Genomic DNA, 22756 nt, shown 5'->3' on the forward strand with positions numbered 1-22756 from the left:
TGTGTGGACGTAAAGCGTCAGCAGTCCACACAACCGGCCCCGGAGGCCCGTCACCGCACCCACAAACCACCCAGCCCGCCGCAGGCGCAACGGCGAGACGACCCGCGGCGCCGCAGACAGGTACGTGCGGGGCGCCGCAAAGCGCACAACGGCGAGCAACCCCCACGGCCGGAAAGTCAAAAACGTGGGCGGCTAGGCTAACGCCGTGACCTCGCTACCCCTCTTTCCGCTCAACTCGGTCCTGTTCCCGGGGCTCGTGCTGCCCCTGAACGTGTTCGAGGCGCGGTACCGGGCGATGATGCGCGATCTGTCCGCGCTGCCCGAGGACGAGCGCCGGTTCGCGGTGATCGCGATCCGGGACGGACGCGAGGTCGCACCCACCGCGCAGGGCCTGCCGGACGCCACGCTGCCCGAGGAGAAGGGGCCCGCGGCGGGCTTCGGGGACGAGCCGATGCGGGCGTTCCACGCGGTGGGGTGCGTGGCGGACGCCGCGACCATCCGCGAGAAGTCGTCCGCCGCCGACACCGGCTACGAGGTCCTGGCGACCGGCACCACCCGCTTCCGGCTGCTGTCCGTGGACGCCTCCGGGCCGTATCTGACCGGCGAGGTGGAGGAGCTGGAGGAGAGCCAGGGCGACGGCGCGGGCGCGCTCGCCTCGGGTGTCGTGCGGGCCTTCCGTACGTATCAGAAGCGGCTGGCCTGGGCGAACGAGCGGACCCTGTCCAGCGGACAGGACCTGCCGGCGGACCCGGCGGTGCTGTCGTACCTCGTCGCGGCGGCGGCCGTGCTGGACGTGCCGGCCAAGCAGCGGCTGCTGGAGGCGCCGGACACCGCGGCCCGGCTCGGGCAGGAGCTGAAACTCCTTCGTCAGGAGTCGGCGCTGCTCGGTAAGCTCCCGTCGCTGCCGGCGGTGGAGCTGACCCGGCAGCCGACCAGCCCCAACTGACGACCGGTCGCGGCGGGACCGCAGCGGACGGGTCCGACGCGGGGCACCCAGCGGCCCCAGAGGCCCCCAGCCGCACGAAGAGGCACGAAGACGTTGGCGAAGAAGTCCAGGAAATCCGTCGGCACCCCGGCGACGGTCGCGCTCACCGCGGCCGGTGTCACCTTCACCACCCACTCCTACGACCACGACCCGGCCACCGCCTCGTACGGCGAGGAGGCCGCCGAGGCGCTCGGCGTCGCGCCCGAGCAGGTCTTCAAGACACTGCTGGCGGACGTCGACGGGACGCTCACGGTCGCCGTGGTGCCGGTGTCGGGGTCGCTGGACCTCAAGGCGCTGGCGGCCGCGGTGGGCGGCAAGCGGGCCGCGATGGCGGATCCGGCGGTGGCCGAGCGCACCACCGGGTACGTCGTGGGCGGGATCTCGCCGCTGGGCCAGCGCAAGCGGCTGCCCACGGTCGTGGACGCCTCGGCCGAGGACCGGCCGACGGTGTGCGTGTCGGCGGGGCGGCGCGGGCTGGAGGTCGAGCTGTCGCCGCAGGACCTGGTGGCGCTCACGGGGGCGCGGCTGGCGCCGATCGCCCGGGGCTGAGGAGGGGCGTGCGAGGGGGCGGCCGTGGTTGCCGCCCCCGTCGTCAGCCGTCGGCGGGCGGCCGGTGGCCGTGGTGGTCACCGGGCGCGGGCGCCATGGACCAGTCCGGGGCCGGCGGTTCCGGGTCGCGGGGGCCGAGGAATCCGGTCAGTACGAGCTGGGTCACCATCGCGGCGAGGGGCCAGGCCAGCAGGGCGCCCTTGGCCTGGAGGCGGAGCGGGCCGTAGAAGGTGACGCCGGGACCGACCTGCTTGGCGTGCGCGACGACGTCGGGGGTGGGGCCCAGCCACATGCCGGTGAACCAGCCGACGGCCGCGCCGAGGAGTCCGCCCACGGTGAGCGCCACGACCAGCGGGATGCCGCCGCGGCGGCGGACGAGGAACGTCACGGCGGCGCTGACCAGGCCGAAGCCGAGGGACAGCAGCAGGAAGGTGCCGTCCGTGCCGATCGCCTCCTCGCCCTCGGTGTCCTTGAGGTAGACGTTGCGGGTGTCCGCGATCAGTGGGATGTGCGGGGCGAGCCAGTTCCACAGGACGCCGAGCAGTACGCCGCTGACCGCGACCACCAGCGCGATCAGCGCGGCCTCGCGCAGCTCGCGGCCGAGCGGGGGGTCGTCGGTGCCGGCGGGGGCACCCGGGCCGGCGGCGGGCGCGGCGTCGGGGTGCTGCGGCTCTTCGGGCGGCTGGTTGTCGGAGGGCGTCAGCGGTGCGGTCACCCCGTCATCGTGCCAGGTGGGGCCGGTGGGACCGGAAGCAGGACGCCCGTTGGGCGCCGGGGCGCCGGTCATCGGGTCGCCGCGCGGCGGTAGGCCCAGGTGGCGACGGCCAGCGAGAGCACGCCGACGGCGGCGCAGACGCCGAGGTCGGCGCCGACCGCCGACCAGTCGGGGTGCGGGCCGAAGCTGCGGGCCAGCGCCTCCACGCCGTAGGTGGAGGGCAGCAGATCGCGCGCCCAGCCGACCAGCTCGGGCATCCGGGCGGCCGGCAGCACGCCCAGCAGCAGCGCCGCCGACATGCCCAACTGGCCGCAGAGCGTGGCGAGTTCGGGGCGCGGGGCGAGCAGCCCGAGGGCCGCGCCGAGCCCGGCCAGCGCGGCGCCGGCGAGCGGCAGCACGGCGGCCAGCACCCACAGGTGGGCCATCGGCAGCTGGAAGAGCAGACAGCCGGTGACGGCGGTGACCAGAGTGCCGGGCACGGTGAAGGACGCGTAGGCGGCGGCCGCGCCGAGCACCACGGCGGCCGGCGGCACCGGCAGCGTCGCGTAGTGGTCGAGTCCGCCGCCGGCCCGCAGCTGGCCGAAGTACTGGGCGAGGAGGTTCAGCGCCACGAAGGCGACGACCAGCACGCTGGAGCCGGCGACCACGTCCCGGGCCGGGTCGCCGCCGTCGACGACCCCGCGCAGCAGGACCATGATCCCGATGGACTGGAAGGTGGCGACGAACAGCAGCGGTATCCGGGCGACCCGGGCGCGGGAGAGCTGGGCGCGGTAGACGGCGCCGAGCGCGGGCCCGAAGCGGGCGCGCGGCGCCAGCGGGGCGGCCTCGGCGGACGGGTCCGCGGCGCCCGGGGACGTCGTCCCGGCCACCGCCTGCGCGGGAACCACACTCACCGTGTCATCCAGCCTTCCTCGTGGTGTCCCCCCTGCGTCGTCGGTCCCCCGGTCGTTCCCCGGTGTGCGGTACGTCCGCCGGACCCCGCGGCGTTCATGCCTTCACCAGTCCCTCGGCGCGTCCGCCGAGCGCCAGGTAGACGTCCTCCAGGCTCGGCGTGGCGAGCGTGAAGTCGTCGAGGGCGGCGAACGCGGGGCCGGCGGTGACCGTGGTGACCGCGGCGCGGGCCTGGTCGGCGGGGAGGCGGAGGGTCCAGCGGCGGCCGGAGGTGCGCGCGGCGGCTTCGAGGGCGGCGACCTCGGGCACGTCCAGCGGCGGGCGGTCGCGCCAGACCAGCTCCAGCCGGACCTCGTCGCTGACCAGGTCCTTCAGCCCGCCGGGTGTGTCGCAGGCGATGACCCGGCCGCGGTCGATCACCGCGACCCGGTCCAGCACGCTCTCGGCCTCCAGCACGTTGTGGGTGACGAGCACGACCGTGGCGCCGCGCTCGGCCCGGCGGCGGTCCACCGCGGCCCATACGGCGCGCCGGGCGACCGGGTCCATGCCGGTGGTCGGCTCGTCCAGGACCAGCAGCGGGCGCTCGCCGGTCAGCGCGGTGGCGAAGCAGGCCAGCCGCCGCTGGCCGCCGGAGAGCTTCTTCAGGGGGCGGGCCGCGAGGTCGGTGAGGCCCAGCTCGGCGAGGACCGCGTCCCGCTCGGCGCGCGCCTCGCGGGCGCCGAGGCCGCGCAGCCGGCCGGTGGTCTCCACGGCCAGCGAGACGGTCAGCTCGTCCAGGGCGGTGGACTCCTGGCCCAGGTAGCCGAGCAGCCGGGCGGCGCGTTCGGGGTGGCGCACCAGGTCGTGGCCGAGGACGTGGATGCTGCCGGCGTCCGGGCGGAGCAGGCCGGTCAGCTGGCGGACCAGGGTGGACTTGCCGGCGCCGTTGGGTCCGAGCAGCCCGAAGATCTCCCCGCGGCGTACGTCCAGGCTGATGCCGTCGCTGGCCCGTACGGCGGGGGCTGCTGCCGCCCCGCGGCGCCCGCGCGGTGCGGGGTAGGTCTTGACCAGCTCCCGCACGGCGATCACCGGCCCGCCGTGCTCCGGCCCTTCTGCGCCCGTCCTCACGAGCTATGAGGGTACGCGTCCCGGGCCCGCCGCCGGTCCGCGGGGCACCGTGGCGGGGGTGCCGGGTGGCGGTGGTCAGTCCCCGACAGGGGCGTGTTCCGCGGCGGTGCGCAGGTCGACCTCGCGCCAGAAGCCGGCCCGGATCGCGTAGCGGTCGTGCTCGTCGATCTGGTCGTCCTTGTGGGCGAGCAGCCCGAACCGGGCGGCGTAGCGCAGCAGTTCGCCGTCGATCCGGTGCGGGATGCGCGGGTACTCGGTCGACAGCTGCTGGAGGTGGACCGGGTCGGAGAGCCGCTCGGTCCAGCGGCGGGCGAAGACCTGGCCGACCTCGAAGGGGTCGCCGCTGACCGCGGTGATGTCCTCCTCACGGTCGGCCCAGCGCTGTTCGGCGCTGGTGAGCTGGGCGAGGGTGGGCAGGGCGGCGGTCGCGTCCGGTTCGCCGAGCGGGCCGCCGCGCTCGACCCAGCCCTTGTCGGAGGACCAGCGCAGGGTGGCGCCGGCGGCCTGTGCGGCGCTCTGGCCGGCCGCCCGGTCGCGGCCGAGGCCGGCCAGGTCCTTGGGGGTGGGCACACCCCGGCCGCCGCCGGTGCCGGGCTCGCCGGCCGAGGGCTGGTCGCCGCCCGCGCCGGCGGCCGGGCGGGCCACACCGTTGGCCGGGGTGCCCTGGTGGGTGCGGTCGGCGGTGTCCGGGCCGGCGGGCGAGGCGGCCGCCGCGGCGGCGGCGACCGCGGACTCGGGCAGCGGCGCGGAGAGGATCGCGGCGATCTCGGGGCGCGGGACGGGCGGGGGCGCGCAGGGGCCGCCGAGTTCCTTGGCGCGCACCGCGCGGGTGATCCAGGTGCGGTCGAGGACGCGGCGCTCGTCGGCCTCGGCGACCAGGTCCTCGGACTGGTTGTAGTCGCCGTCGGCGGCCTGGACGGCCCAGAGGTGGACGGCGACGCCGTGTTCCTTGGCGGACATCAGGCCGGGCAGCAGATCGCCGTCGCCGGTGACCAGGACGATGTCGGAGCAGGCGCGGTTACGGGCGAGTTCGGTCAGCTCGGCGTGCATGGCGGCGTCCACGCCCTTCTGCGCCCAGCGGCCGTCGCTGCGGGTCAGGGCGCCCAGCCGGACGGTGACCCGGGGCATCACGCGCAGCCGGCGGTGCTCGGGCTGCGGGACGCGGTCGGGGGCGCCGTCGAACCAGTAGATGCGCAGCAGGGGGCGTTCGGTGTCCGCCTCGGCGCGCTGGCGCAGGCCCTGGATGAGGGCGGCGTGATCGACGGTGATCCGGGAACGGGCGGGCTCTCCGGCGAGCAGGCTCGCGGCGGCGCCGAGCAAGTATCCGGCGTCCACCAGGACGACGCAGCGATCCACGTTCCACCCTCTTCCCTGAGGTGCTGAAAGTCCGGTCGCCCCCCGGCTCGGCCCGTGGCACGAGTTTTCCTTCGACTTTCCTTCGAGTCTGCCCGACCGTACGGGCGTTATCTGCCGGAACTGGATCATCGGCGTGGCGGATTCGGCGGGGATCTCGGGTACAGCGCGTGATCGTCCGCATTACGGAGGGTAATTGCCCGAAATGCAGGGTTCTGTCCCGCGTGTAAGTCTGGTCCCGGCCCCGATCCCAGATTCCCCCTCAGGAGGCAACGGTCATGGCCAAGGACAAGAAGCAGAACCGCAGTCAGAAGGCCGCCAGCCCGGCGGAGCGCGGCCAGCAGGCGGCCCAGAAGTCGTCCATGGAGGCCCAGACGAAGTCGGTCACCGCCACCCCGGGGGATCTCGCCCGCAAGAACCGCGAGCGCCGGTTCGGCCACAACTGACCTGTGGGGCAGACGAATTGAGGGGCGCGTCCACGGCGGGACGCGCCCCTCGGGTGCACCGGCGTACGGTCAGCCGGCCAGGCAGGACGGGCCGAGCAGCACCTTGAGGTCGCCGAAGAGCGACGGGTCGGGGGTGACCCGGTGCCGGTCCAGTCGGAGCACCGTGGTCTTGCGGGCGCCCTGGAGCTTGATCCGCACCTCGGTGGAGCCGCGGTGGCTGCTGAGCACCTCACCGAGCTTCTCGACCATCGGGGGGGTGACCTTGACCGTCGGGATGGTGATCGTCACGGGGGCGTTGGTGCCGGCCTCGGAGAGGTCGGGGACCATCATCTCCATGGCGACCAGCCGCGGGATGTCCTCCCGCTTGTCGAGGCGGCCCTTGACGAAGACCACGGTGTCCTCGACGAGTTGGGTGGACACCAGCTGGTAGGTGGCCGGGAAGAACATGCAGTCGATGGAGCCGGCCAGGTCCTCGACGGTGGCGATCGCCCAGGCGTTGCCCTGCTTGGTCATCTTGCGCTGGAGGCCGGAGATGATGCCGCCGATGGTGACGATCGAGCCGTCGGAGTAGTCGCCGCCGGTGAGCTGGGAGATGGCGGCGTCGGCCTTGTCGGACAGCACGTGCTCCAGGCCGAAGAGCGGGTGGTCGGAGACGTACAGACCGAGCATCTCGCGCTCCTGGGCGAGCAGATAGGTCTTGTCCCACTCGTCCTCGGAGAACTCCACGTCCAGGCCGAATCCGGGGCCGTCGTCGGCGGAGTCGTCGCCCATGCCGCCGAAGAGGTCGAACTGGCCCTCGGCCTCCTTGCGCTTGACCTGGACGACGTTGTCGATCATCGATTCGTAGTGCGCCGTCAGGCCCTTGCGGGTGTGGCCCAGCTCGTCGAAGGCACCGGCCTTGATCAGCGATTCGGTGGTGCGCTTGTTGCACACCACCGCGTCGACCTTGTCGAGGTAGTCCGGGAACGAGGCGTACTTCCCCTTGGCCTTGCGGCAGCGGATGATCGAATCGACGACGTTCTGGCCGACGTTGCGGACCGCGGTGAGGCCGAAGAGGATCACGTCGTCGCCCTGGGCCGCGAAGTTGGCCTCGGACTCGTTGACGTTGGGCGGCAGCACCTTGATGCCCATGCGGCGGCACTCGTTCAGATAGACCGCCGACTTGTCCTTGTCGTCGCGCACGGACGTCAGCAGCGCGGACATGTACTCGGCCGGGTAGTTCGCCTTGAGGTACGCGGTCCAGTACGTGACCAGGCCGTACGCGGAGGAGTGCGCCTTGTTGAAGGCGTAGCCGGCGAACGGGACCAGGACGTCCCACAGCGCCTGGATGGCCTGGTCGGAGAAGCCGTTCTTCCGCGCGCCCTCCTGGAAGAGCACGAAGTTCTTCGCCAGCTCCTCGGGCTTCTTCTTGCCCATGACGCGGCGCAGGATGTCGGCCTCGCCGAGGGAGTACCCGGCGATGATCTGGGCGGCCTTCTGCACCTGCTCCTGGTAGACGATCAGGCCGTAGGTGAGGCCGAGGACCTCCTTGAGCGGCTCCTCCAGCTCCGGGTGGATCGGGGTGATCTCCTGGAGGCCGTTCTTGCGCAGCGCGTAGTTGGTGTGCGAGTCCATGCCCATCGGGCCCGGGCGGTACAGGGCCGAGACGGCGGAAATGTCCTCGAAGTTGTCGGGCTTCATCAGCCGCAGCAGCGAACGCATCGGGCCGCCGTCGAACTGGAAGACGCCGAGGGTGTCACCGCGGCAGAGCATCTCGTACGTCTTGGGGTCGTCCAGCGGGACGGAGAGCAGCTCCAGCTCGACGCCCTTGTTCTTCTTCACCATCTTGACGGCGTCGTCCATGATGGTGAGGTTGCGCAGGCCCAGGAAGTCCATCTTCAGCAGGCCGAGCGATTCGCACTGGGGGTAGTCCCACTGCGTGATCGTCACGCCGTCGGTGTGCCGCACCCAGATCGGGGCGTGGTCGACGATCGGCTCGCTGGACATGATCACGCCGGCCGCGTGCACACCCATCTGCCGGACCAGGCCCTCGACGCCCTTGGCGGTGTCGATGACCTTCTTCACGTCCGGTTCGTTCTCGTACATCCCGCGGATCTCGCCGGCCTCGTTGTACCGGGGGTGCGAGGGGTTGGTGATGCCGTCGAGGTCGATGCCCTTGCCGAGGACGTCGGCCGGCATGGCCTTGGTGAGGCGGTCGCCCATCGCGTACGGGTAGCCGAGGACGCGGGCGGAGTCCTTGATCGCGTTCTTGGCCTTGATCTTGCCGTAGGTGCCGATCATGGCGACCTTGTCGGCGCCGTACTTCTCCGTGACGTACCGGATCACCTCGACGCGCCTGCGCTCGTCGAAGTCGATGTCGACATCGGGCATGGAGACGCGCTCGGGGTTGAGGAACCGCTCGAAGATCAGCCCGTGCTCGATCGGGTCGAGGTCGGTGATGCCCATCGCGTAGGCGACGATCGAACCGGCCGCGGAGCCTCGGCCCGGGCCGACCGCGATGCCGTTGTTCTTGGCCCACATGATGAAGTCGGCGACCACGAGGAAGTAGCCGGGGAACCCCATCTGGATGATGACGTCCATCTCGTACTCGGCCTGCTTCTGGCGGTCCTCGGGGACGCCGCCCGGGAAGCGGCGCTTCATGCCGCGCCGGACCTCTTCCTGGAACCAGGTGACCTCGGTGAAGCCCTCCGGGATGTCGAACTTCGGCATCAGGTCGCGCTTCTCGAACATCCCGGTGGTGTCGATCTGCTCGGCGACCAGCCGGGTGTTGTCACACCCCTGCTGCCAGGCGTCCGAGGAGTCGATGGCGTACATCTCCTCGGTGGACTTGAGGTAGTAGCCCGTGCCGTCGAAGCGGAAGCGGTCCGGGTCGGAGAGGTTCTTGCCGGTCTGGATGCACAGCAGCGCGTCGTGCGCCGTGGACTCGTGGGCGTAGGTGTAGTGCGAGTCGTTGGTCACCAGCGGCGGGATGCCGAGTTCCTTGCCGATCTTCAGCAGGTCCTCGCGGACCCGGCGCTCGATCTCGATGCCGTGGTCCATCAGCTCCAGGAAATACCGGTCCTTGCCGAAGATGTCCTGGTAGTCCGAGGCCGCCTGGCGCGCCTCGTCGTACTGGCCCAGGCGCAGCCGGGTCTGCAGCTCGCCCGACGGGCAGCCGGTGGACGCGATCAGGCCCTCGGACCACTGCGCGATGGTCTCCTTGTCCATTCGCGGCCACTTCTGCAGCCAGCCCTCGGCGTAGGCGTCCGAGGACAGCCGGAAGAGGTTGTGCAGACCGGTCTTGTTCGCCGCCCAGATGGTCTTGTGGGTGTAACCACCGGAACCGGAGACGTCGTCGCGCTTCTGGTGCGGCTGGCCCCACTGGATCTTGCGCTTGTTGCGCCGCGACTCGGGGGCGACGTACGCCTCGATGCCGATGATCGGCGTGACCCCGGCCTTCTGCGCCGAGTGGAAGAAGTCGTAGGCGCCGTGGAGGTTGCCGTGGTCGGACATGGCGATGTGCGACATGCCCATCTCGTTCGCCGCCTTGAACATGTCCGACAACCGCGCCGCACCGTCCAGCAGGGAGTACTGGGTGTGCACGTGCAGGTGCGTGAACGGCGGCTTGGCCACGGCGCGGGACCTCCGGAAGACAAGTGGGCGACTGGTGGACGGAACGGTCTCGAAGTCTACGACTCCCCACTGACACGCGCGGGGCACTCGTGGGTAGCCTCGGCCGTTGTCCCGGCAGATGTCCCGGCAGACCCGCCCCCGGCCCCGCCCGAGGGTGTCCCCCACACGGTCAGTTCCGGCTCTCCGCCCTTGTTTTCCGCACCCCAGGAGGCACCCAGCGATGCCGTCCCAGTACGCCCCGGCGCAGGACGCCGCGCAGCGCGGCGAGGAGATCCTCGCCGTCTTCGACACCGCCTTCGGAGAGCTGCTCGCCGCCGACCCCGCGGCATTCCGGGTGAAATTCCGGAAGATGGCCGCCTCCGCGTTCGCCTTCTACCGGGGCACGGCCTGCCTGTTCTACCGGGACCTGGCGGACGGCGCGGACCGCGGCCCGTACCTGGACGAGCGCACCGGCCGGGTGTGGATCCACGGCGATCTGCACGCCGAGAACTTCGGCACGTACATGGACGCCACCGGCCGGCTGATCTTCAACGTCAACGACTTCGACGAGGCGTACGTCGGCCCGTTCACCTGGGACCTGAAGCGGTTCGCCGCCTCGGTCGCGCTGATCGGCTACGCCAAGGCGCTCGGCGACGAGCAGATCACCCGGCTGGTGCGGATATACGCCGGTGCCTACCGGGAGCGGATCCACGCGCTGGCCTCCGGCGCGAAGACGGACGAGGTGCCGCCCTTCACCCTGGACACCGCCGAGGGCCCGCTGCTGGACGCGCTGCGCGACGCCCGGTCGCTGACCCGCTTCGCGCTGCTGGACTCGATGACCGAGATCCGCGACTTCGAGCGGCGCTTCGCCGCGGGCGGCGGCAGCGTCGAGCTGGACGCGGCGACCCGCTACAAGGTGCTCGCCGCGTTCGACGGCTATCTGGAGACGCTGCCGGAGTCGAGCCTGGGCCGCCCCGACTCCTACCGGGTCAAGGACGTGGTGGGCCGGCGCGGCATCGGCATCGGCTCGGCCGGCCTGCCGTCGTACAACATCCTCCTGGAGGGCAACAGCGACGCCCTGGAGAACGACGTCGTGATCTACATGAAGCAGGCGCAGACCCCGGCCGTCTCCCGGCACATCACCGATGCCGCGGTCCGCGGCTATTTCGAGCACGAGGGCCACCGCACGGTCATCTCGCAGCGCGCCCTCCAGGACCACGCCGACCCGTGGCTGGGCTGGACGCAGATCGAGGAGGACGGACGCCGACCGGCCAGCTGGTCGCCGAGATCTCGCCGTACGCGGTCGACCTGGACTGGTCGGACATCGACGACCCGCAGGAGATCGCCGCGGTCGTCGCCGACCTGGGCCGCGCCACGGCCACGATGCACGCCGCGGCGGACGACGAGAGCGGCCACTCCCTGGTCCCGTTCTCGACCGAGCGGGCCATCGACGCGGCGATCGCCGCCGACGAGGACGGCTTCGCCCCGCTGCTGGTGGACTTCGCGCACTCCTACGGCGCCCGGGCCCGTGCCGACCACCAGATCTTCGTCGACCTCTTCCGCAACGGCCGGATCCCGGGCCTTACGGAGGCCTAGCCGGCTCGGGGCGGGGGTCCATGATCATGCCTGGTCGGGGCCCCCGTCCCCTTAGGCGCCGCTTATCCCGGCGCATGGCACACTCGGCAGCGATGGACATCTCGGCGGCACACCTGCGGGCACTGCGCGCGGCGCTCTTCACGGCGCTGTGCGTGACGCTGTCCGCGGGCTCCCACGTGCTGCTCTCCCGGATGCCGCTCCCGCTCAGCACCGTCGCCGCGCTCTGCGCCGCCGTCTTCGCGCTCGCCTACGCGCTGGCCGGCCGGGAGCGCGGCTACTGGCGGATCGCGGCGCTGCTGCTCCCCCTGGAGCTCGCCGCCGACCTGGTCTTCAGCCTGGGTCAGCACACCTGCTACGGCGCTGCGGGCGGCCCGGTGGCCGGCCCGCTGCGCTCGCTCGGGGTGGATCTGCTCTGCGGCGGCGGCAGCGTCGGCGCCCCCTTCCTGCGGCTCACCGACGAGGCCCCGGCGCCCGCCTCGGCCTGGCTGCTGCTGCTCGCGGCCCACCTGGCCGTCGGGCTGCTGGCGGCCGGCTGGCTGCGCCGCGGCGAGGCCGCGCTGGCCCAGCTGCTCGACGCGGTCTGCGCGGTCGCGTTCCGCCCGCTGCTGATCGCGGTCGCGGTCGTCGGCGCCACGGCCGCCCCGCGCCGCCCGGTCCCCGCCTCCGTACGGACCGGGCCGCGGGCCCGCGCCGTCCCCCTGCTCGTGCACTGCGTCGTGCGCCGCGGACCGCCCTGCGCGCTCGCCGCCTGAGGCCGGTTTCCCCCCGGCCCGCGCGGCCCGGCAGCGCCGTACGCGTACGCTCACCCGCGCCGCGTACGCCTCCCGCAGCACGCACACCCGTCCCACGGACCCACGGAGCAGGAAGTCATGAGCAACCGCAACAGCCAGGCCAACAAGCAGGCAGCCCGCGAGCGGCTGCGCGCCGAGCGCGAGCGGCAGGCGAAGAAGGACCGGATGCGCCGGCAGCTGATCGTCGGCGGCGCGATCGTCGGCGTGCTGGCGATCGCCGGCGGCATCGGGGTCGCGGTCGCCACCTCGGGGGGCGGCAGCTCCTCCGGCGGCGACGCCGCGGCCAGCGCGGGCGACAGCACGGCATGGGCGAAGGCCGCCAAGGCCAAGCTGGTCAAGCCCGCGAACACCACCGGCGCCAACGGCACGACCGTCGTCGTCGGCAAGCCGGACGCCAAGAACACCCTCAGCCTCTTCGAGGACCCGCGCTGCCCGGGCTGCTCGGCCTTCGAGCAGAACGTCGGCGCGACCGTCGAGAAGGACATCAAGGACGGCCGGTACAAGGCGCAGTACCACCTCGGCACGTTCCTCGACGCCAACCTCAAGGGCACCGGTTCCAAGAACGCGCTGTCCGCGCTGGGCGCCGCGCTCAACGTCAGCCCGGACGCCTTCCTGAAGTACAAGTACGCGCTGTACTCGAAGGAGTTCCACCCGGAGGAGACCGGCCCGGACAAGTTCGCCGACGACAGCTACCTGATCAAGGTCGCCGACACCGTCCCGGCGCTGAAGGGCAACGCGGCGTTCCAGAAGGCCGTCAAGGCCGGGACGTACGACCGGTGGGCGCTGGAGATGTCCGCCGAGTTCAACTCCCACAAGGACGTGAGCAGCACCCCGACCCTGAAGGTCAACGACACCGTCATCGGCACGGACAGCCCGCAGGGCAAGGTGGCGCCGTCCACCGTCGCGGCCTTCAACTCGATGGTCGACAAGGAGCTCAAGCACTGACCTGACGGTCGTGGTGTTCCCCGGCCGGCGTGCGGTCCGCGCGCCGGCCGATGCCAAATCTTGACCCGGCCGGATGCCGTGCACATGGCAGACTCCCGACCGTGCAGGCGACGGGAGTGCGCCCGGGCGCCCGTCCCGCGGGCGCACCGGCGGTTCAGCTCAGGGTGGTGCGGGCGGCGCTGTTCACCGCGCTGTGCACCACCCTGTCCGCGGCCTCCCATGTGCTGCTCTCGCACGCCCCGTTGCCGCCCGCCGCGGTCGCCGCGATCTGTGCCGGGGTCTTCGCCGCGGCCTATCCGCTGACCGGCCGGGAGCGCGGCTACCGTGCCGTGGCCGGGCTGCTGGTGCCGCTGGAGCTGGCCGCCGACACCGTCTTCACCGCCGGGCAGCACACCTGTTACGCCCCGCCCGGCGGTCCGCTCGCCGGCCCGCTCCACTCGGTGGGTGTCGATCTGCTGTGCCGGAACGGCGAGTTGGGCACCCCGCTGGCCCGGCTGGCGGCCCACCCCGGCGGTCCGCTGCCGCCGGCCGTACCGGCCGCCGCGCCCTGGCTGCTGCTGGCCGCCCACCTCACGGTCGGCCTGCTCGCCGCCGGCTGGCTGCACCGCGGGGACACCGCCCTGGACGCGCTGCTGCGCGCCGCGGCGGCCGCCACCTTCCGCCCGTTGCTGACCGCGGCCGCGGTGGCCGCGGCGGCACTGCTCCCGCCCCGCCGCCGGGTCCGTCCGCTGCACCCGCTGCCGCCGGCCCGTCCGCTCCCCCTCCTCGTGCACTGCGTCCGGCGCCGCGGCCCGCCCCGCCCGGCCGCCGTCTGACCTTCCGTACGCACCACCACACCACCGCGAGGGACCCCCACATGAGCAACCGCAACAGCCAGGGCAACAAGCAGGCGGCCCGCGAGCGCATCCGCGCCGAGCGCGAGCGGCAGAAGAAGAAGGAGCGGCTGCGCCGGCAGCTCGTCGTGGCCGGCGCCGTGGTCGGCGTGCTCGCCGTGGCCGGCGGGATCGGCTTCGCCGTCCTCAAGGCCAACGAGCCGACCGGCTGGGAGGCCGCCAAGGAGGCCCGGCAGGTCGCCCCGGCGCACACCCAGGGCAAGGACCACACGGAGATCCTGATAGGCGACCCGAAGGCCAAGGAGACCATGGAGGTCTTCGAGGACGTCCGCTGCCCGGCGTGCGCGGCCTTCGAGCAGAGCAGCGGCTCGGCCCTCCTCAAGGACATCCACGACGGCCGCTACCGGGTCCGCTTCACGATGTACACCTTCATCGACGGCATGCAGGGCGGCGAGGGCTCCAAGAACGCGCTGAGCGCGCTCGGCGCGGCGCTGAACGTCAGCCCGGAGGCGTTCCTGAAGTACAAGTCCGCGCTGTACTCGGAGAAGTACCACCCCGACGAGCGCGAGGACCTCTACGCCAAGGACTCCGAGCTGCTCAAGGTCGCGGCCGACGTGCCGGAGCTGAAGAACAACAAGGCGTTCGAGACCGCGGTCAAGAAGGGCACCTACGACCGCTGGGCGATGGACATGACGGCGCTGTTCGGCCGCAAGGGCGTCAAGGGCACGCCGACGTTCATGCACGGCGGCAAGAAGCTGGTGATGGACCAGATCCCGCAGGACCCGCGGATGACGCAGGCGCAGTACAACCAGCTGGCGAAGGCCAACTTCGAGAAGATGATCGACAAGGAGTTCGGCCCGGCGAAGGGCAAGAACTCCGGCGGCGATTCCGGCAAGAGCGGCGGAAAGGGTATCCGCGAGGGCGAAAAGGACCCCACGGGCGCCCACTGAGCGGACGTCCGGCAACGGGAGGGCGAATTCCGGTAATTCCCCTGCGCTGCCCTCCCGTTGGCGGTCTACCGGCCAGTAAGGTGAGCGCCCGTGACCGATCACGACCAGATCTCGCGCCGCACCGCCGTCACGGCCGTCGCCGCCACCGCCGCCCTCCTGCCGCTCGCCGGTGCCACCGCCGCCCACGCCCAACAGGGCCCGGGCCAGGGCTCGTTCTTCCAGCACGGGGTCGCTTCGGGGGACCCGCTGCCGGACGGCGTACTGCTGTGGACCCGGGTCACCCCGGCCCCGTCGGCCACGCCGGGCTCCGGCCGCGGCCCGGCCACCGAAGTGTCCTGGGAGGTGTCCGCCGACAAGGGCTTCGGCACGGTCCTCGCCCGGGGGAAGGTGACCGCGTCGGCGGCCCACGACCACACCGTCAAGGCGGACGTCCGCGGCCTGCGGCCGGCCACCACCTACTACTACCGCTTCACCGCGGGCGGGCAGCACTCCCCCGTCGGCCGCACCCGCACCGCCCCCGCGCACGACGCCGCGCCGGGCAACGTCCGCTTCGGCGTGGTCTCCTGCGCCAACTGGGAGTCCGGGTACTTCTCGCCGTACCGGCACCTGGCCGCCCGCACCGAGCTGGACGCGGTGCTGCACCTCGGCGACTACCTCTACGAGTACAAGTCCGGCGAGTACCCGGACTTCAAGTACGTGGTGCGCCCGCACTCCCCCGCCCACGAGCTGCTCACGCTCGCCGACTACCGCGTCCGGCACGGCGTCCACAAGACCGACCCGGACGCGCTGGCGATGCACGCCACCCACCCGGTCATCGCCATCTGGGACGACCACGAGTTCGCCGACAACGCCTGGAAGGGCGGTGCGGTCAACCACCAGCCGGACACCGAGGGTTCCTGGTCCGCCCGGATGGCCGCGGCGAAGCAGGCGTACTTCGAGTGGATGCCGGTGCGGCCGTCCGTCGCCGGGACCACCTACCGACGGCTGCGCTTCGGCAACCTCGCCGATCTGCACCTGCTGGACCTGCGGTCGTTCCGTGACCAGCAGGCCGCACCGGGCAGCGGCGCGGTCGACGACCCGAGCCGGACGATCACCGGGCGGGCCCAGCTGGACTGGCTCAAGGCCGGCCTCGAACGCTCGGACACCGCCTGGCGGCTGGTCGGCACCTCGGTGATGATCTCCCAGGTCGCCTTCGGCTCCATACCGGCGCGTCTGCTCGGCCCGCTCGCCGAGATCCTCGGGATACCCAAGGAGGGGCTGGCGATCAACACCGACCAGTGGGACGGCTACACCGACGACCGGCGGGAACTGCTCGGCCACCTCAGCGACCGCGGGATCGACAACACCGTCTTCCTGACCGGCGACATCCACATGGCCTGGGCCAACGACGTCCCGCTGCAGGCGGCGACCTACCCCGCCACCCGGCCGGTGGCGACGGAGTTCGTGGTCACCTCCGTCACCTCCGACAACGTCGACGACTTCCTGCACGTCGCCCCGCACACCGTCTCGCTGGCCGGGGTCGCCGCCATCCGGGCCGCCAACCGGCACGTGAAGTGGCTGGACATGGACTCGCACGGCTACGGCGTCCTGGACGTCAGCGGCGAGCGCACGCAGATGGACTACTACGGCATCTCCGACAAGACCGACCCGAACGCGACCAGCACCCTGCTGCGCTCCTACCGCACCCGCAGCGGCACCCAGCAGGTCGAGCGGGCGGACCGGCCGGCGGGCTAGGACGGCCGGGGCCAGGGGGCGACTCCCCCTGGCCCCCCGCCCTCAGAGCTCCGCCAGGAACCCCAGCGCCACCTTCCAGGCGCTCTCCGCCGCCTCCGCGTCGTAGTCCGGCAGGTCGGGGTCGGTGAAGAGGTGGCCGGCGCCGGCGTAGCGGAAGACCTCCACGTCCGCGCCGGCCCGGCGCATCTGCAGGTACCAGGCGGTCAGCCAGTCGTGCGGCTCGAACGGATCGGGGTCGGCGACGTGCAGCTGCACCGGCAGCTCGTCGACGGCCGTGCCCTCGGCGATGTCCGAGGTGCCGTGCATCAGCAGCAGCCCGCGGGCCTTCTCGTCGCCCAGCGCGAGGTTCTGCGCGACCGCGCCGCCGAAGGAGAACCCGGCGTAGACCAGGCCGCGGTCGGAGTACGGGGCGACGGCCGTGATGGCGCGCTTGAGCAGCTCCTCCTTGCCGATCTCGTCCTTGATCAGGATGCCGTCCGGCACCGAGTCGGCGGTCCGCCCGTCGAAGAGGTCGGGGACGATCACCTCGTGTCCCGCGGCGCGCAGCCGGTCCGCGGCCGCGTGCACCGCGGGGCGCAGCCCACACACCGAGTGGAACAGCACAATCGTCGGAACCCCGCTGGTCGCGGGCTCGCTGGAGGCCGGCACTGCATCACTTCCCTTGATCGGATCGTTCTCCTTCCATCCTGCCAGTTACGGTCGGCAGGACCGGGTACCCGCACAGACAGCGCATCCCACCCGAGGAGGAATCTGTGTCCGTGGAGGACGTGCTGCGCCCGATCGCCGTCCTGGGCGGCTCCGTCGTCATCACGCTCGTCCTGGTCTGGCTCGCCGACCGGGCGCTGCGCCGGATGGACGCCGCGCACCCCGAGACCCCGCTGTGGGGACTGCTGCGGCGCTGCCGGATACCGCTGCAGGTGGTGCTGTGCGCGGCCCTGCTGCGCGGCGCGTACGACGAGACCGGGCTGAAGACCGTCGAGGAGCACGAGGCGGGGATCGGCCAGACGCTCAGCCTGGTGCTGATCGCGGCCACCGCCTGGCTGACCATGCGGGCCGCCGCGGCGATAGTGGAGTCGTCGTACTCCCGCTACGCGGCGAGCGCCCGGGACGCGGCGCGGGTGCGGCGGGTGCGCACCCAGGTGACGCTGATCCAGCGGGTGGTGACGGCGGTGGTGACCGTCGTCGCGGCCGCCTCGATGCTGCTGACGTTCCCGGAGATGCGGACGGTCGGTACGTCCATGCTGGCGTCGGCCGGGCTGGTGGGCATCGTCGCCGGTATCGCCGCCCAGTCCACCCTGGGCAACCTCTTCGCCGGGCTGCAGATCGCCTTCGGCGACATGGTGCGGATCGGCGACACGGTCGTGGTGGACGGCGAGTGGGGCACCGTCGAGGAGATCACCCTGACCTTCCTGACCGTGCGGACCTGGGACGAGCGGCGGATCACCATGCCGGTGTCGTACTTCACCGGCAAGCCGTTCGAGAACTGGTCGCGCGGCGGCGCCCAGATGACCGGCACGGTCTTCTTCCACCTCGACCACAGCGCGCCGGTGGAGAAGATGCGGCAGCGGCTGCTGGAGGTCCTCCAGGAGTGCCCGGACTGGGACGGCCGGGCCTGGAGCCTGGTGGTCACCGACACCACGCCGTCCACGATCATGGTGCGGGCGCTGGTCACCGCGCGGGACGCGGACGCGATCTGGGCGGTGCGCTGCGAGGTCCGCGAGCGGATGCTCGAATGGCTGCGGACCGAGCACGCCTACGCGCTGCCGCGGATCAGCACGGCACCGGCGGAGCTCGACCGGCCGGGCGCGCGGCCTGCGCGCAACTGACCGCGGCGCCCGGGAGCGTCAGGGGGCGCCGCGCAGACTGCGCATGTCCAGGTGGCGCAGCACCCGGTCGACGATCTCCGGGTCGGCGCCCGGTTCGCTGCGCGCGGCCAGCACCTCGTGGCGGGCCGCCGAGAGCATCTCGCCCTGGATGCGCTGCACCTTCTTCAGCCGGCCGATCCGCTTCTCGAAGAGGTCGCGCCGCTCGTCGTCGACGATGTCCGGCGCGATCCGGGCGCCGATGTCGAAGGCCCGGCGGGAGAGCTGGTCGCTGACCTCGTCGGGCAGCTCCTCGACCTCCATGATCTCCTTCAGCCGCCGCTTGGACGCCTTGATCACCCGGATCGCCAGCTCCCGCTCCAGGGCGTCCACGGCGTCGGTGTCGGCCCGCACCCGCAGCTTGCGCACGAGCCAGGGCAGCGTCAGGCCCTGGACGAGGAGGGTGGAGAGCACCACCGCGAAGGCGATGAAGAGGATGTCGTCCCGGGCCGGGAACGCCCCGCCGTCGACGCCGAACGGGATGGCCAGCGCCAGCGCCACCGACGCCACCCCGCGCATCCCCGACCACCACATGATGAGCGTCTCGCGCCAGCTCATCGGGATGTCCTCGTCGTAGTCGCGGCGCTTGTGCATCCGCTTGGCCAGCCAGGCGGCGGGCAGCAGCCACAGCAGCCGGACGGCGACGACCACCGCCACGACCGCGGCGCCGGCAGCGAGCAGCTGGCCCCAGCGGTGTGCGGCGGCCCCGAAGATGTTGTGCAGCTCCAGGCCGATCAGCCCGAAGGCCACTCCGGTGACGAGGGTGTCGACGACCTCCCAGAAGGTGTATCCGGCGAGCCGGCCCATCACGTCGTCCGGGTCGACCGCGTACTCGGCGAGGAAGAGCGCGCAGGTCAGCACCGCCAGCACCCCGGAGCCGCGGAACTCCTCGGCGAGCACGTACGCCACGAACGGCACCAGCAGCGTCAGCCCGATCTGCAGCGTGGGGTCGCCGAGCAGGCCCATCAGCTTGTTGGTCACCCAGCCGAGCGCCAGACCGACCGCTATGGCCACCACGGCGGACAGGACGAGGGAGCCGAGCGCGCCGGGCACCGAGAAGCTGCCGCTGACCACCGCGGCGAGCGCGACGTGGTAGAGCACGATCGCGGTGACGTCGTTGAAGAGGCCCTCGCCCTCCAGGATGGAGACCAGCCGGCGGGGCAGCCCGAGTTTGCCGGCGACCGCGGTCGCGGCCACCGGGTCGGGCGGGGCGACCAGCGCGCCGAGCACCACCGCGGCGGCCACCGGCATCCCGGGCACCACCGCCTGGGCGACCGCGGCCACCGCGGCCGTGGTGGCGAAGACCAGGGCCACGGCGAGCAGGAGGATCGGCCGGAGGTTGGCGGTGAACTGCCGCCAGGACGTGCGCTGCACGGCCGCGTAGAGCAGCGGCGGCAGCACCACCGGCAGGATGAACTCGGGCGGTACCTCGACGTTGGGGACGAACGGCAGCAGCGCCAGGACGGCCCCGGCGAGGGTCATCAGCACCGGTGACGGCAGCCGCAGCCGGTCGCCGACCGGAACCATCACCACGGCTCCGAGCAGAAGGACGAACAGCAGAGCCATCTGATCCACGGTGGCTACGCTCCGGAGCGGTCGGTTTCGATCACTTTCCGCCCAAGGGTGCCACGACCGCCGTGGTTGACCGCCGTGCCGGCCCGCGCGGCGCCGCGTTCCACCGACCGCGCACCGGCACCGAGCTCCGTCAGCTGCTCTCGTCCCGCACGGTGTCCAGGGCGTGCTGGAGGTCGTCCGGATAGGCCGACGCGAACTCGACCCAGCCGCCGTCGGAGGGGTGCTCGAAGCCCAGCCGGACCGCGTGCAGCCACTGCCGGCCGACGCCCAGCCGCTTGGCGAGGGTGGGGTCCGCGCCGTAGGTGAGGTCGCCGACGCAGGGGTGGCGGTGAGCGGCCATGTGCACCCGGATCTGGTGGGTGCGGCCGGTCTCCAGCTTGATGTCGAGCAGGCTGGCCGCGCGGAACGCCTCGATCAGGTCGTAGTGCGTGACCGACGGCTTGCCCTCGGCGGTGACCGCCCACTTGTAGTCGTGCTGCGGGTGCCGGCCGATGGGGGCGTCGATGGTGCCGCTCATCGGGTCGGGGTGGCCCTGCACGAGCGCGTGGTACCGCTTGTCGGGGACGCGCTCCTTGAACTGCCGCTTCAACGACGTGTAGGCCCGCTCCGACTTGGCCACGACCATCAGGCCGGAGGTGCCGACGTCGAGGCGGTGCACGATGCCCTGGCGCTCGGCGGCACCGGAGGTGGAGATGCGGTAGCCGGCCGCGGCCAGTCCGCCGATGACGGTGGTGCCGGTCCAGCCGGGGCTGGGGTGCGCGGCCACGCCGACCGGCTTGACGATCACGACGATGTCGTCGTCGTCATGCACGATCTCCATGCCCTCGACGGGCTCGGGCACGATCTCCACGGGCGCCGCGGCCTGCGGCATCTCGACTTCCAGCCAGGCACCGCCGCGCACCCGCTCGGACTTCATCACCTCGGACCCGTCGACCCGGACCTTTCCGGAGGCGGCGAGTTCGGCCGCCTTCGTACGGGAGAAGCCGAACATCCGGGCCAGCGCGGCGTCGACGCGCTCGCCCTCCAGGCCGTCCGGTACGGGCAGGGTGCGGATCTCGGGAAGCGTGCTCACCCCACGAGTATGGCAGTTGTCCTATGGTGTCCTGCCCGGCGGCCGGGGGCCCGGCACCGGACCGCCGCGCGGTCAGTCCTTGTGGAGCGTCCCGTCGGGGTCCAGCCCCCGGAACGAGAGGATCACGATCAGGATGCCGCCGCAGACGATCGCGGAGTCGGCGAGGTTGAAGACGGCGAAGTGCGCGGGGGCGATGAAGTCGACCACGGCGCCCTCGAAGACGCCCGGCGAGCGGAAGATCCGGTCGGTGAGGTTGCCGAAGGCGCCGCCGAGCAGCAGCCCGAGGGCGATGGCCCAGGGCAGGCTGTAGAGCTTGCGGGCGACCCGGGCGATGACCAGGATCACGGCCGCCGCGATGATCGTCAGGAAGATCGTCAGCGCCTCGCCGATGCTGAAGGCGGCGCCGCGGTTGCGGATCACGTTGAACTGCAGCAGCGTGCCGATGACCTGGATCGGCTCGTGGTTCTCCAGCTTGGCGACGACCAGCAGCTTGCTGCCCAGGTCGAGCAGGTAGACGACGCACGCGACCAGCAGCAGCGCGGCGATCCGCCGCTTGCCGCGGCCGGCGCCCTGCTCCGCCGGTGCTTCCGCTGCGGCCCCCGGTGTGGGATCCGCTCCGGTACCCGGCTCGGGTTCCGGCGTGCCGGTGATGCGTTCCGCCTCTGCCACGTGTGAGTCCCTCAGCCCGTCGTGTCCGCGGCCAGGCCGTGCCTGGCTGAACCACGAGAGTACGGCACACACGTGCGGGCGCGGGCGGTCCGGGGGCCGCCCGCGACGACCGGTCGGGAGGCGCCGGCTCAGCGGCGCTCCTGCTTCTGCTTGCACTCCACGCACAGCGTCGCCCGGGGGAATGCCTGCATCCGCGCCTTGCCGATGGGGTTGCCGCAGTTCTCGCACAGTCCGTAGGTGCCCGCGTCCAGCCGGCCGAGGGCGCGCTCGGTCTGGTGGAGCATCTCGCGGGCGTTGGAGGCGAGCGCGAGCTCGTGTTCGCGGGTGATGTTCTTGCTGCCGGTGTCCGCCTCGTCGTCGCCGGCGCCGTCGCCGGAGTCGCGCATCAGCCCGGCGATGGCGTCCTCGGCGGAGGTGATCTCCAGCCGCAGCCGCTCCGTCTCCTCCCGCAGCGCCGACCGCGCCTCGTCGACCTCGGCGGTCGTCCAGGGGTCCTCACCGGGCCGTACGGCGAGCTCGCCGGGCGCCACGGCCGTGCGGACCCCGGGCACCGCGGAGTCGTTGCCGTGCTCCCCGGCCGCCGCGGCCGCCGTCTTCTTCGCCACCACCGTCTTGGCTCCCGTCTTCTTCGCGGGCACCGCGGCCTTCGTGGCCGGAGCCCGCTTCGCGGTCTTCGCGGCCGCCGTCTTCTTGGCCGTGGTCTTCTCGGCCGCCGTCTTCCGGGCGGCCGCCTTCTTCGGAGCGGCCTTCTTCGGAGTGCTGTTCTTCGGTGCGGGCTGCTTCGCGACGGCCTCGCCGGCAGGCGTCGTGCTCTTCTCCGCGGCGGTCTTCTTCGCCACCATGGCCGCGACCCCTTCACATATGTGACTTTTATTCGCGAATCGTGACGGGAACGATAAATCGCCACAGAGCACGCGGCAACGGGACGCACCGCCCCATCGGGTCCTGCCACCCGGCCCGGAAGTCCGGTCTGCCTCGGTTGTGCCCCGCTGCCCGCCCGGTAATCCGCTTGGCCGTCCGGCACCCGGCCGCTGGCCATTCGGGTCACGGCCCCGGCCGAGCGCCCCGGTCCCGCGCCGCCGCCCCGGCAGC

The 22756-nt window shown here is 72.3% G+C and carries 19 protein-coding genes and 1 pseudogene; 10 read left to right on the plus strand and 10 right to left on the minus strand.

What is annotated here, in order from left to right; all coding sequences use genetic code 11:
• Positions 1–205: 205 nt before the first annotated feature.
• Both V2J85_RS32360 and ybaK read left to right on the plus strand, forming a co-directional pair.
• The gene (locus V2J85_RS32360; protein WP_261952036.1) at positions 206–946 is read left to right on the plus strand and encodes an LON peptidase substrate-binding domain-containing protein; all 741 of its coding nucleotides are present in this window, start codon (positions 206–208) and stop codon (positions 944–946) included.
• A gap of 93 nt (positions 947–1039) precedes the next feature.
• Positions 1040–1534, plus strand: coding sequence for a Cys-tRNA(Pro) deacylase (ybaK, locus tag V2J85_RS32365; RefSeq protein ID WP_330823590.1), 495 nt, complete (start codon positions 1040–1042; stop codon positions 1532–1534).
• 43 nt (positions 1535–1577) lie between these two features.
• On the opposite strand, the gene V2J85_RS32370 is transcribed toward ybaK, so the two are convergent.
• From V2J85_RS32370 to V2J85_RS32385, 4 genes are all read right to left on the minus strand, one after another.
• Positions 1578–2249, minus strand: coding sequence for an ABC transporter permease (locus V2J85_RS32370; RefSeq protein WP_261952034.1), 672 nt, complete (start codon positions 2247–2249; stop codon positions 1578–1580).
• Between the two features lie 68 nt (positions 2250–2317).
• A complete protein-coding gene (locus V2J85_RS32375; RefSeq protein WP_410011159.1) occupies positions 2318–3142 on the minus strand; it encodes an ABC transporter permease in 825 nt (274 codons plus the stop codon).
• A 94-nt stretch (positions 3143–3236) separates the two neighbouring features.
• Positions 3237–4247, minus strand: coding sequence for an ABC transporter ATP-binding protein (locus V2J85_RS32380; protein WP_261952033.1), 1011 nt, complete (start codon positions 4245–4247; stop codon positions 3237–3239).
• Positions 4248–4322: 75 nt separating this feature from the next.
• Positions 4323–5603, minus strand: a complete 1281-nt coding sequence (locus V2J85_RS32385; RefSeq protein WP_261952032.1) for an NYN domain-containing protein — start codon at positions 5601–5603, stop codon at positions 4323–4325.
• A gap of 275 nt (positions 5604–5878) precedes the next feature.
• On the opposite strand from V2J85_RS32385, the gene V2J85_RS32390 reads away from it, so the two are divergent.
• A complete protein-coding gene (locus tag V2J85_RS32390) occupies positions 5879–6046 on the plus strand; it encodes a hypothetical protein (RefSeq protein WP_261952031.1) in 168 nt (55 codons plus the stop codon).
• A 69-nt stretch (positions 6047–6115) separates the two neighbouring features.
• Here V2J85_RS32390 and dnaE read toward each other — a convergent pair whose 3' ends face one another.
• Positions 6116–9658 (minus strand): DNA polymerase III subunit alpha, encoded by a 3543-nt coding sequence (gene dnaE / locus V2J85_RS32395; RefSeq protein ID WP_261952030.1) that lies wholly within the window; start codon positions 9656–9658, stop codon positions 6116–6118.
• A 220-nt stretch (positions 9659–9878) separates the two neighbouring features.
• Between dnaE and V2J85_RS32400 the strand changes: the two are divergent.
• From V2J85_RS32400 to V2J85_RS32425, 6 genes and pseudogenes are all read left to right on the plus strand, one after another.
• Positions 9879–11233, plus strand: a pseudogene (locus V2J85_RS32400) (DUF2252 domain-containing protein).
• 92 nt (positions 11234–11325) lie between these two features.
• A complete protein-coding gene (locus V2J85_RS32405) occupies positions 11326–11985 on the plus strand; it encodes a hypothetical protein (RefSeq protein WP_261952028.1) in 660 nt (219 codons plus the stop codon).
• Positions 11986–12102: 117 nt separating this feature from the next.
• Positions 12103–12969 (plus strand): thioredoxin domain-containing protein, encoded by an 867-nt coding sequence (locus V2J85_RS32410; RefSeq protein WP_261952027.1) that lies wholly within the window; start codon positions 12103–12105, stop codon positions 12967–12969.
• Positions 12970–13070: 101 nt separating this feature from the next.
• Entirely contained in the window at positions 13071–13784 is a 714-nt protein-coding gene (locus tag V2J85_RS32415; protein ID WP_330823591.1) for a hypothetical protein, read from the plus strand.
• A 41-nt stretch (positions 13785–13825) separates the two neighbouring features.
• Entirely contained in the window at positions 13826–14752 is a 927-nt protein-coding gene (locus tag V2J85_RS32420; protein ID WP_261952025.1) for a DsbA family protein, read from the plus strand.
• Between the two features lie 90 nt (positions 14753–14842).
• Positions 14843–16486 carry an alkaline phosphatase D family protein gene (locus V2J85_RS32425; RefSeq protein ID WP_261952024.1) on the plus strand — a complete coding sequence of 548 codons (1644 nt, stop codon included), beginning with the start codon at positions 14843–14845 and terminating at the stop codon, positions 16484–16486.
• A 42-nt stretch (positions 16487–16528) separates the two neighbouring features.
• On the opposite strand, the gene V2J85_RS32430 is transcribed toward V2J85_RS32425, so the two are convergent.
• Positions 16529–17134: a dienelactone hydrolase family protein gene (locus V2J85_RS32430; protein ID WP_261952023.1), complete on the minus strand. Its 606-nt coding sequence runs from the start codon at positions 17132–17134 to the stop codon at positions 16529–16531.
• A gap of 110 nt (positions 17135–17244) precedes the next feature.
• On the opposite strand from V2J85_RS32430, the gene V2J85_RS32435 reads away from it, so the two are divergent.
• Positions 17245–18312, plus strand: a complete 1068-nt coding sequence (locus tag V2J85_RS32435) for a mechanosensitive ion channel family protein (RefSeq protein ID WP_330823615.1) — start codon at positions 17245–17247, stop codon at positions 18310–18312.
• 18 nt (positions 18313–18330) lie between these two features.
• Here the strand turns inward: V2J85_RS32435 and V2J85_RS32440 are convergent, their stop codons facing one another.
• From V2J85_RS32440 to V2J85_RS32455, 4 genes are all read right to left on the minus strand, one after another.
• Positions 18331–19923: a Na+/H+ antiporter gene (locus V2J85_RS32440; protein ID WP_261952022.1), complete on the minus strand. Its 1593-nt coding sequence runs from the start codon at positions 19921–19923 to the stop codon at positions 18331–18333.
• Between the two features lie 130 nt (positions 19924–20053).
• The gene (locus V2J85_RS32445) at positions 20054–20995 is read right to left on the minus strand and encodes an RluA family pseudouridine synthase (RefSeq protein WP_261952021.1); all 942 of its coding nucleotides are present in this window, start codon (positions 20993–20995) and stop codon (positions 20054–20056) included.
• A gap of 72 nt (positions 20996–21067) precedes the next feature.
• Positions 21068–21664 (minus strand): signal peptidase II, encoded by a 597-nt coding sequence (lspA, locus tag V2J85_RS32450; protein WP_261952020.1) that lies wholly within the window; start codon positions 21662–21664, stop codon positions 21068–21070.
• A gap of 128 nt (positions 21665–21792) precedes the next feature.
• Positions 21793–22506: a TraR/DksA family transcriptional regulator gene (locus V2J85_RS32455; RefSeq protein WP_261952019.1), complete on the minus strand. Its 714-nt coding sequence runs from the start codon at positions 22504–22506 to the stop codon at positions 21793–21795.
• Between the last annotated feature and the right edge of the window lie 250 nt (positions 22507–22756).

Source organism: Streptomyces bugieae (assembly GCF_036352915.1).
Classification (GTDB): Bacteria; Actinomycetota; Actinomycetes; order Streptomycetales; family Streptomycetaceae; genus Streptomyces; species Streptomyces endophytica.

Bases quoted from the DNA above. Each gene is read 5' to 3' on its own strand.
- V2J85_RS32390 (WP_261952031.1), top strand. From the start codon at position 5,879: ATGGCCAAGGACAAGAAGCAGAACCGCAGTCAGAAGGCCGCCAGCCCG.
- V2J85_RS32405 (WP_261952028.1), top strand. From the start codon at position 11,326: ATGGACATCTCGGCGGCACACCTGCGGGCACTGCGCGCGGCGCTCTTC.
- V2J85_RS32410 (WP_261952027.1), top strand. From the start codon at position 12,103: ATGAGCAACCGCAACAGCCAGGCCAACAAGCAGGCAGCCCGCGAGCGG.
- V2J85_RS32420 (WP_261952025.1), top strand. From the start codon at position 13,826: ATGAGCAACCGCAACAGCCAGGGCAACAAGCAGGCGGCCCGCGAGCGC.
- V2J85_RS32455 (WP_261952019.1), bottom strand. From the start codon at position 22,506: ATGGTGGCGAAGAAGACCGCCGCGGAGAAGAGCACGACGCCTGCCGGC.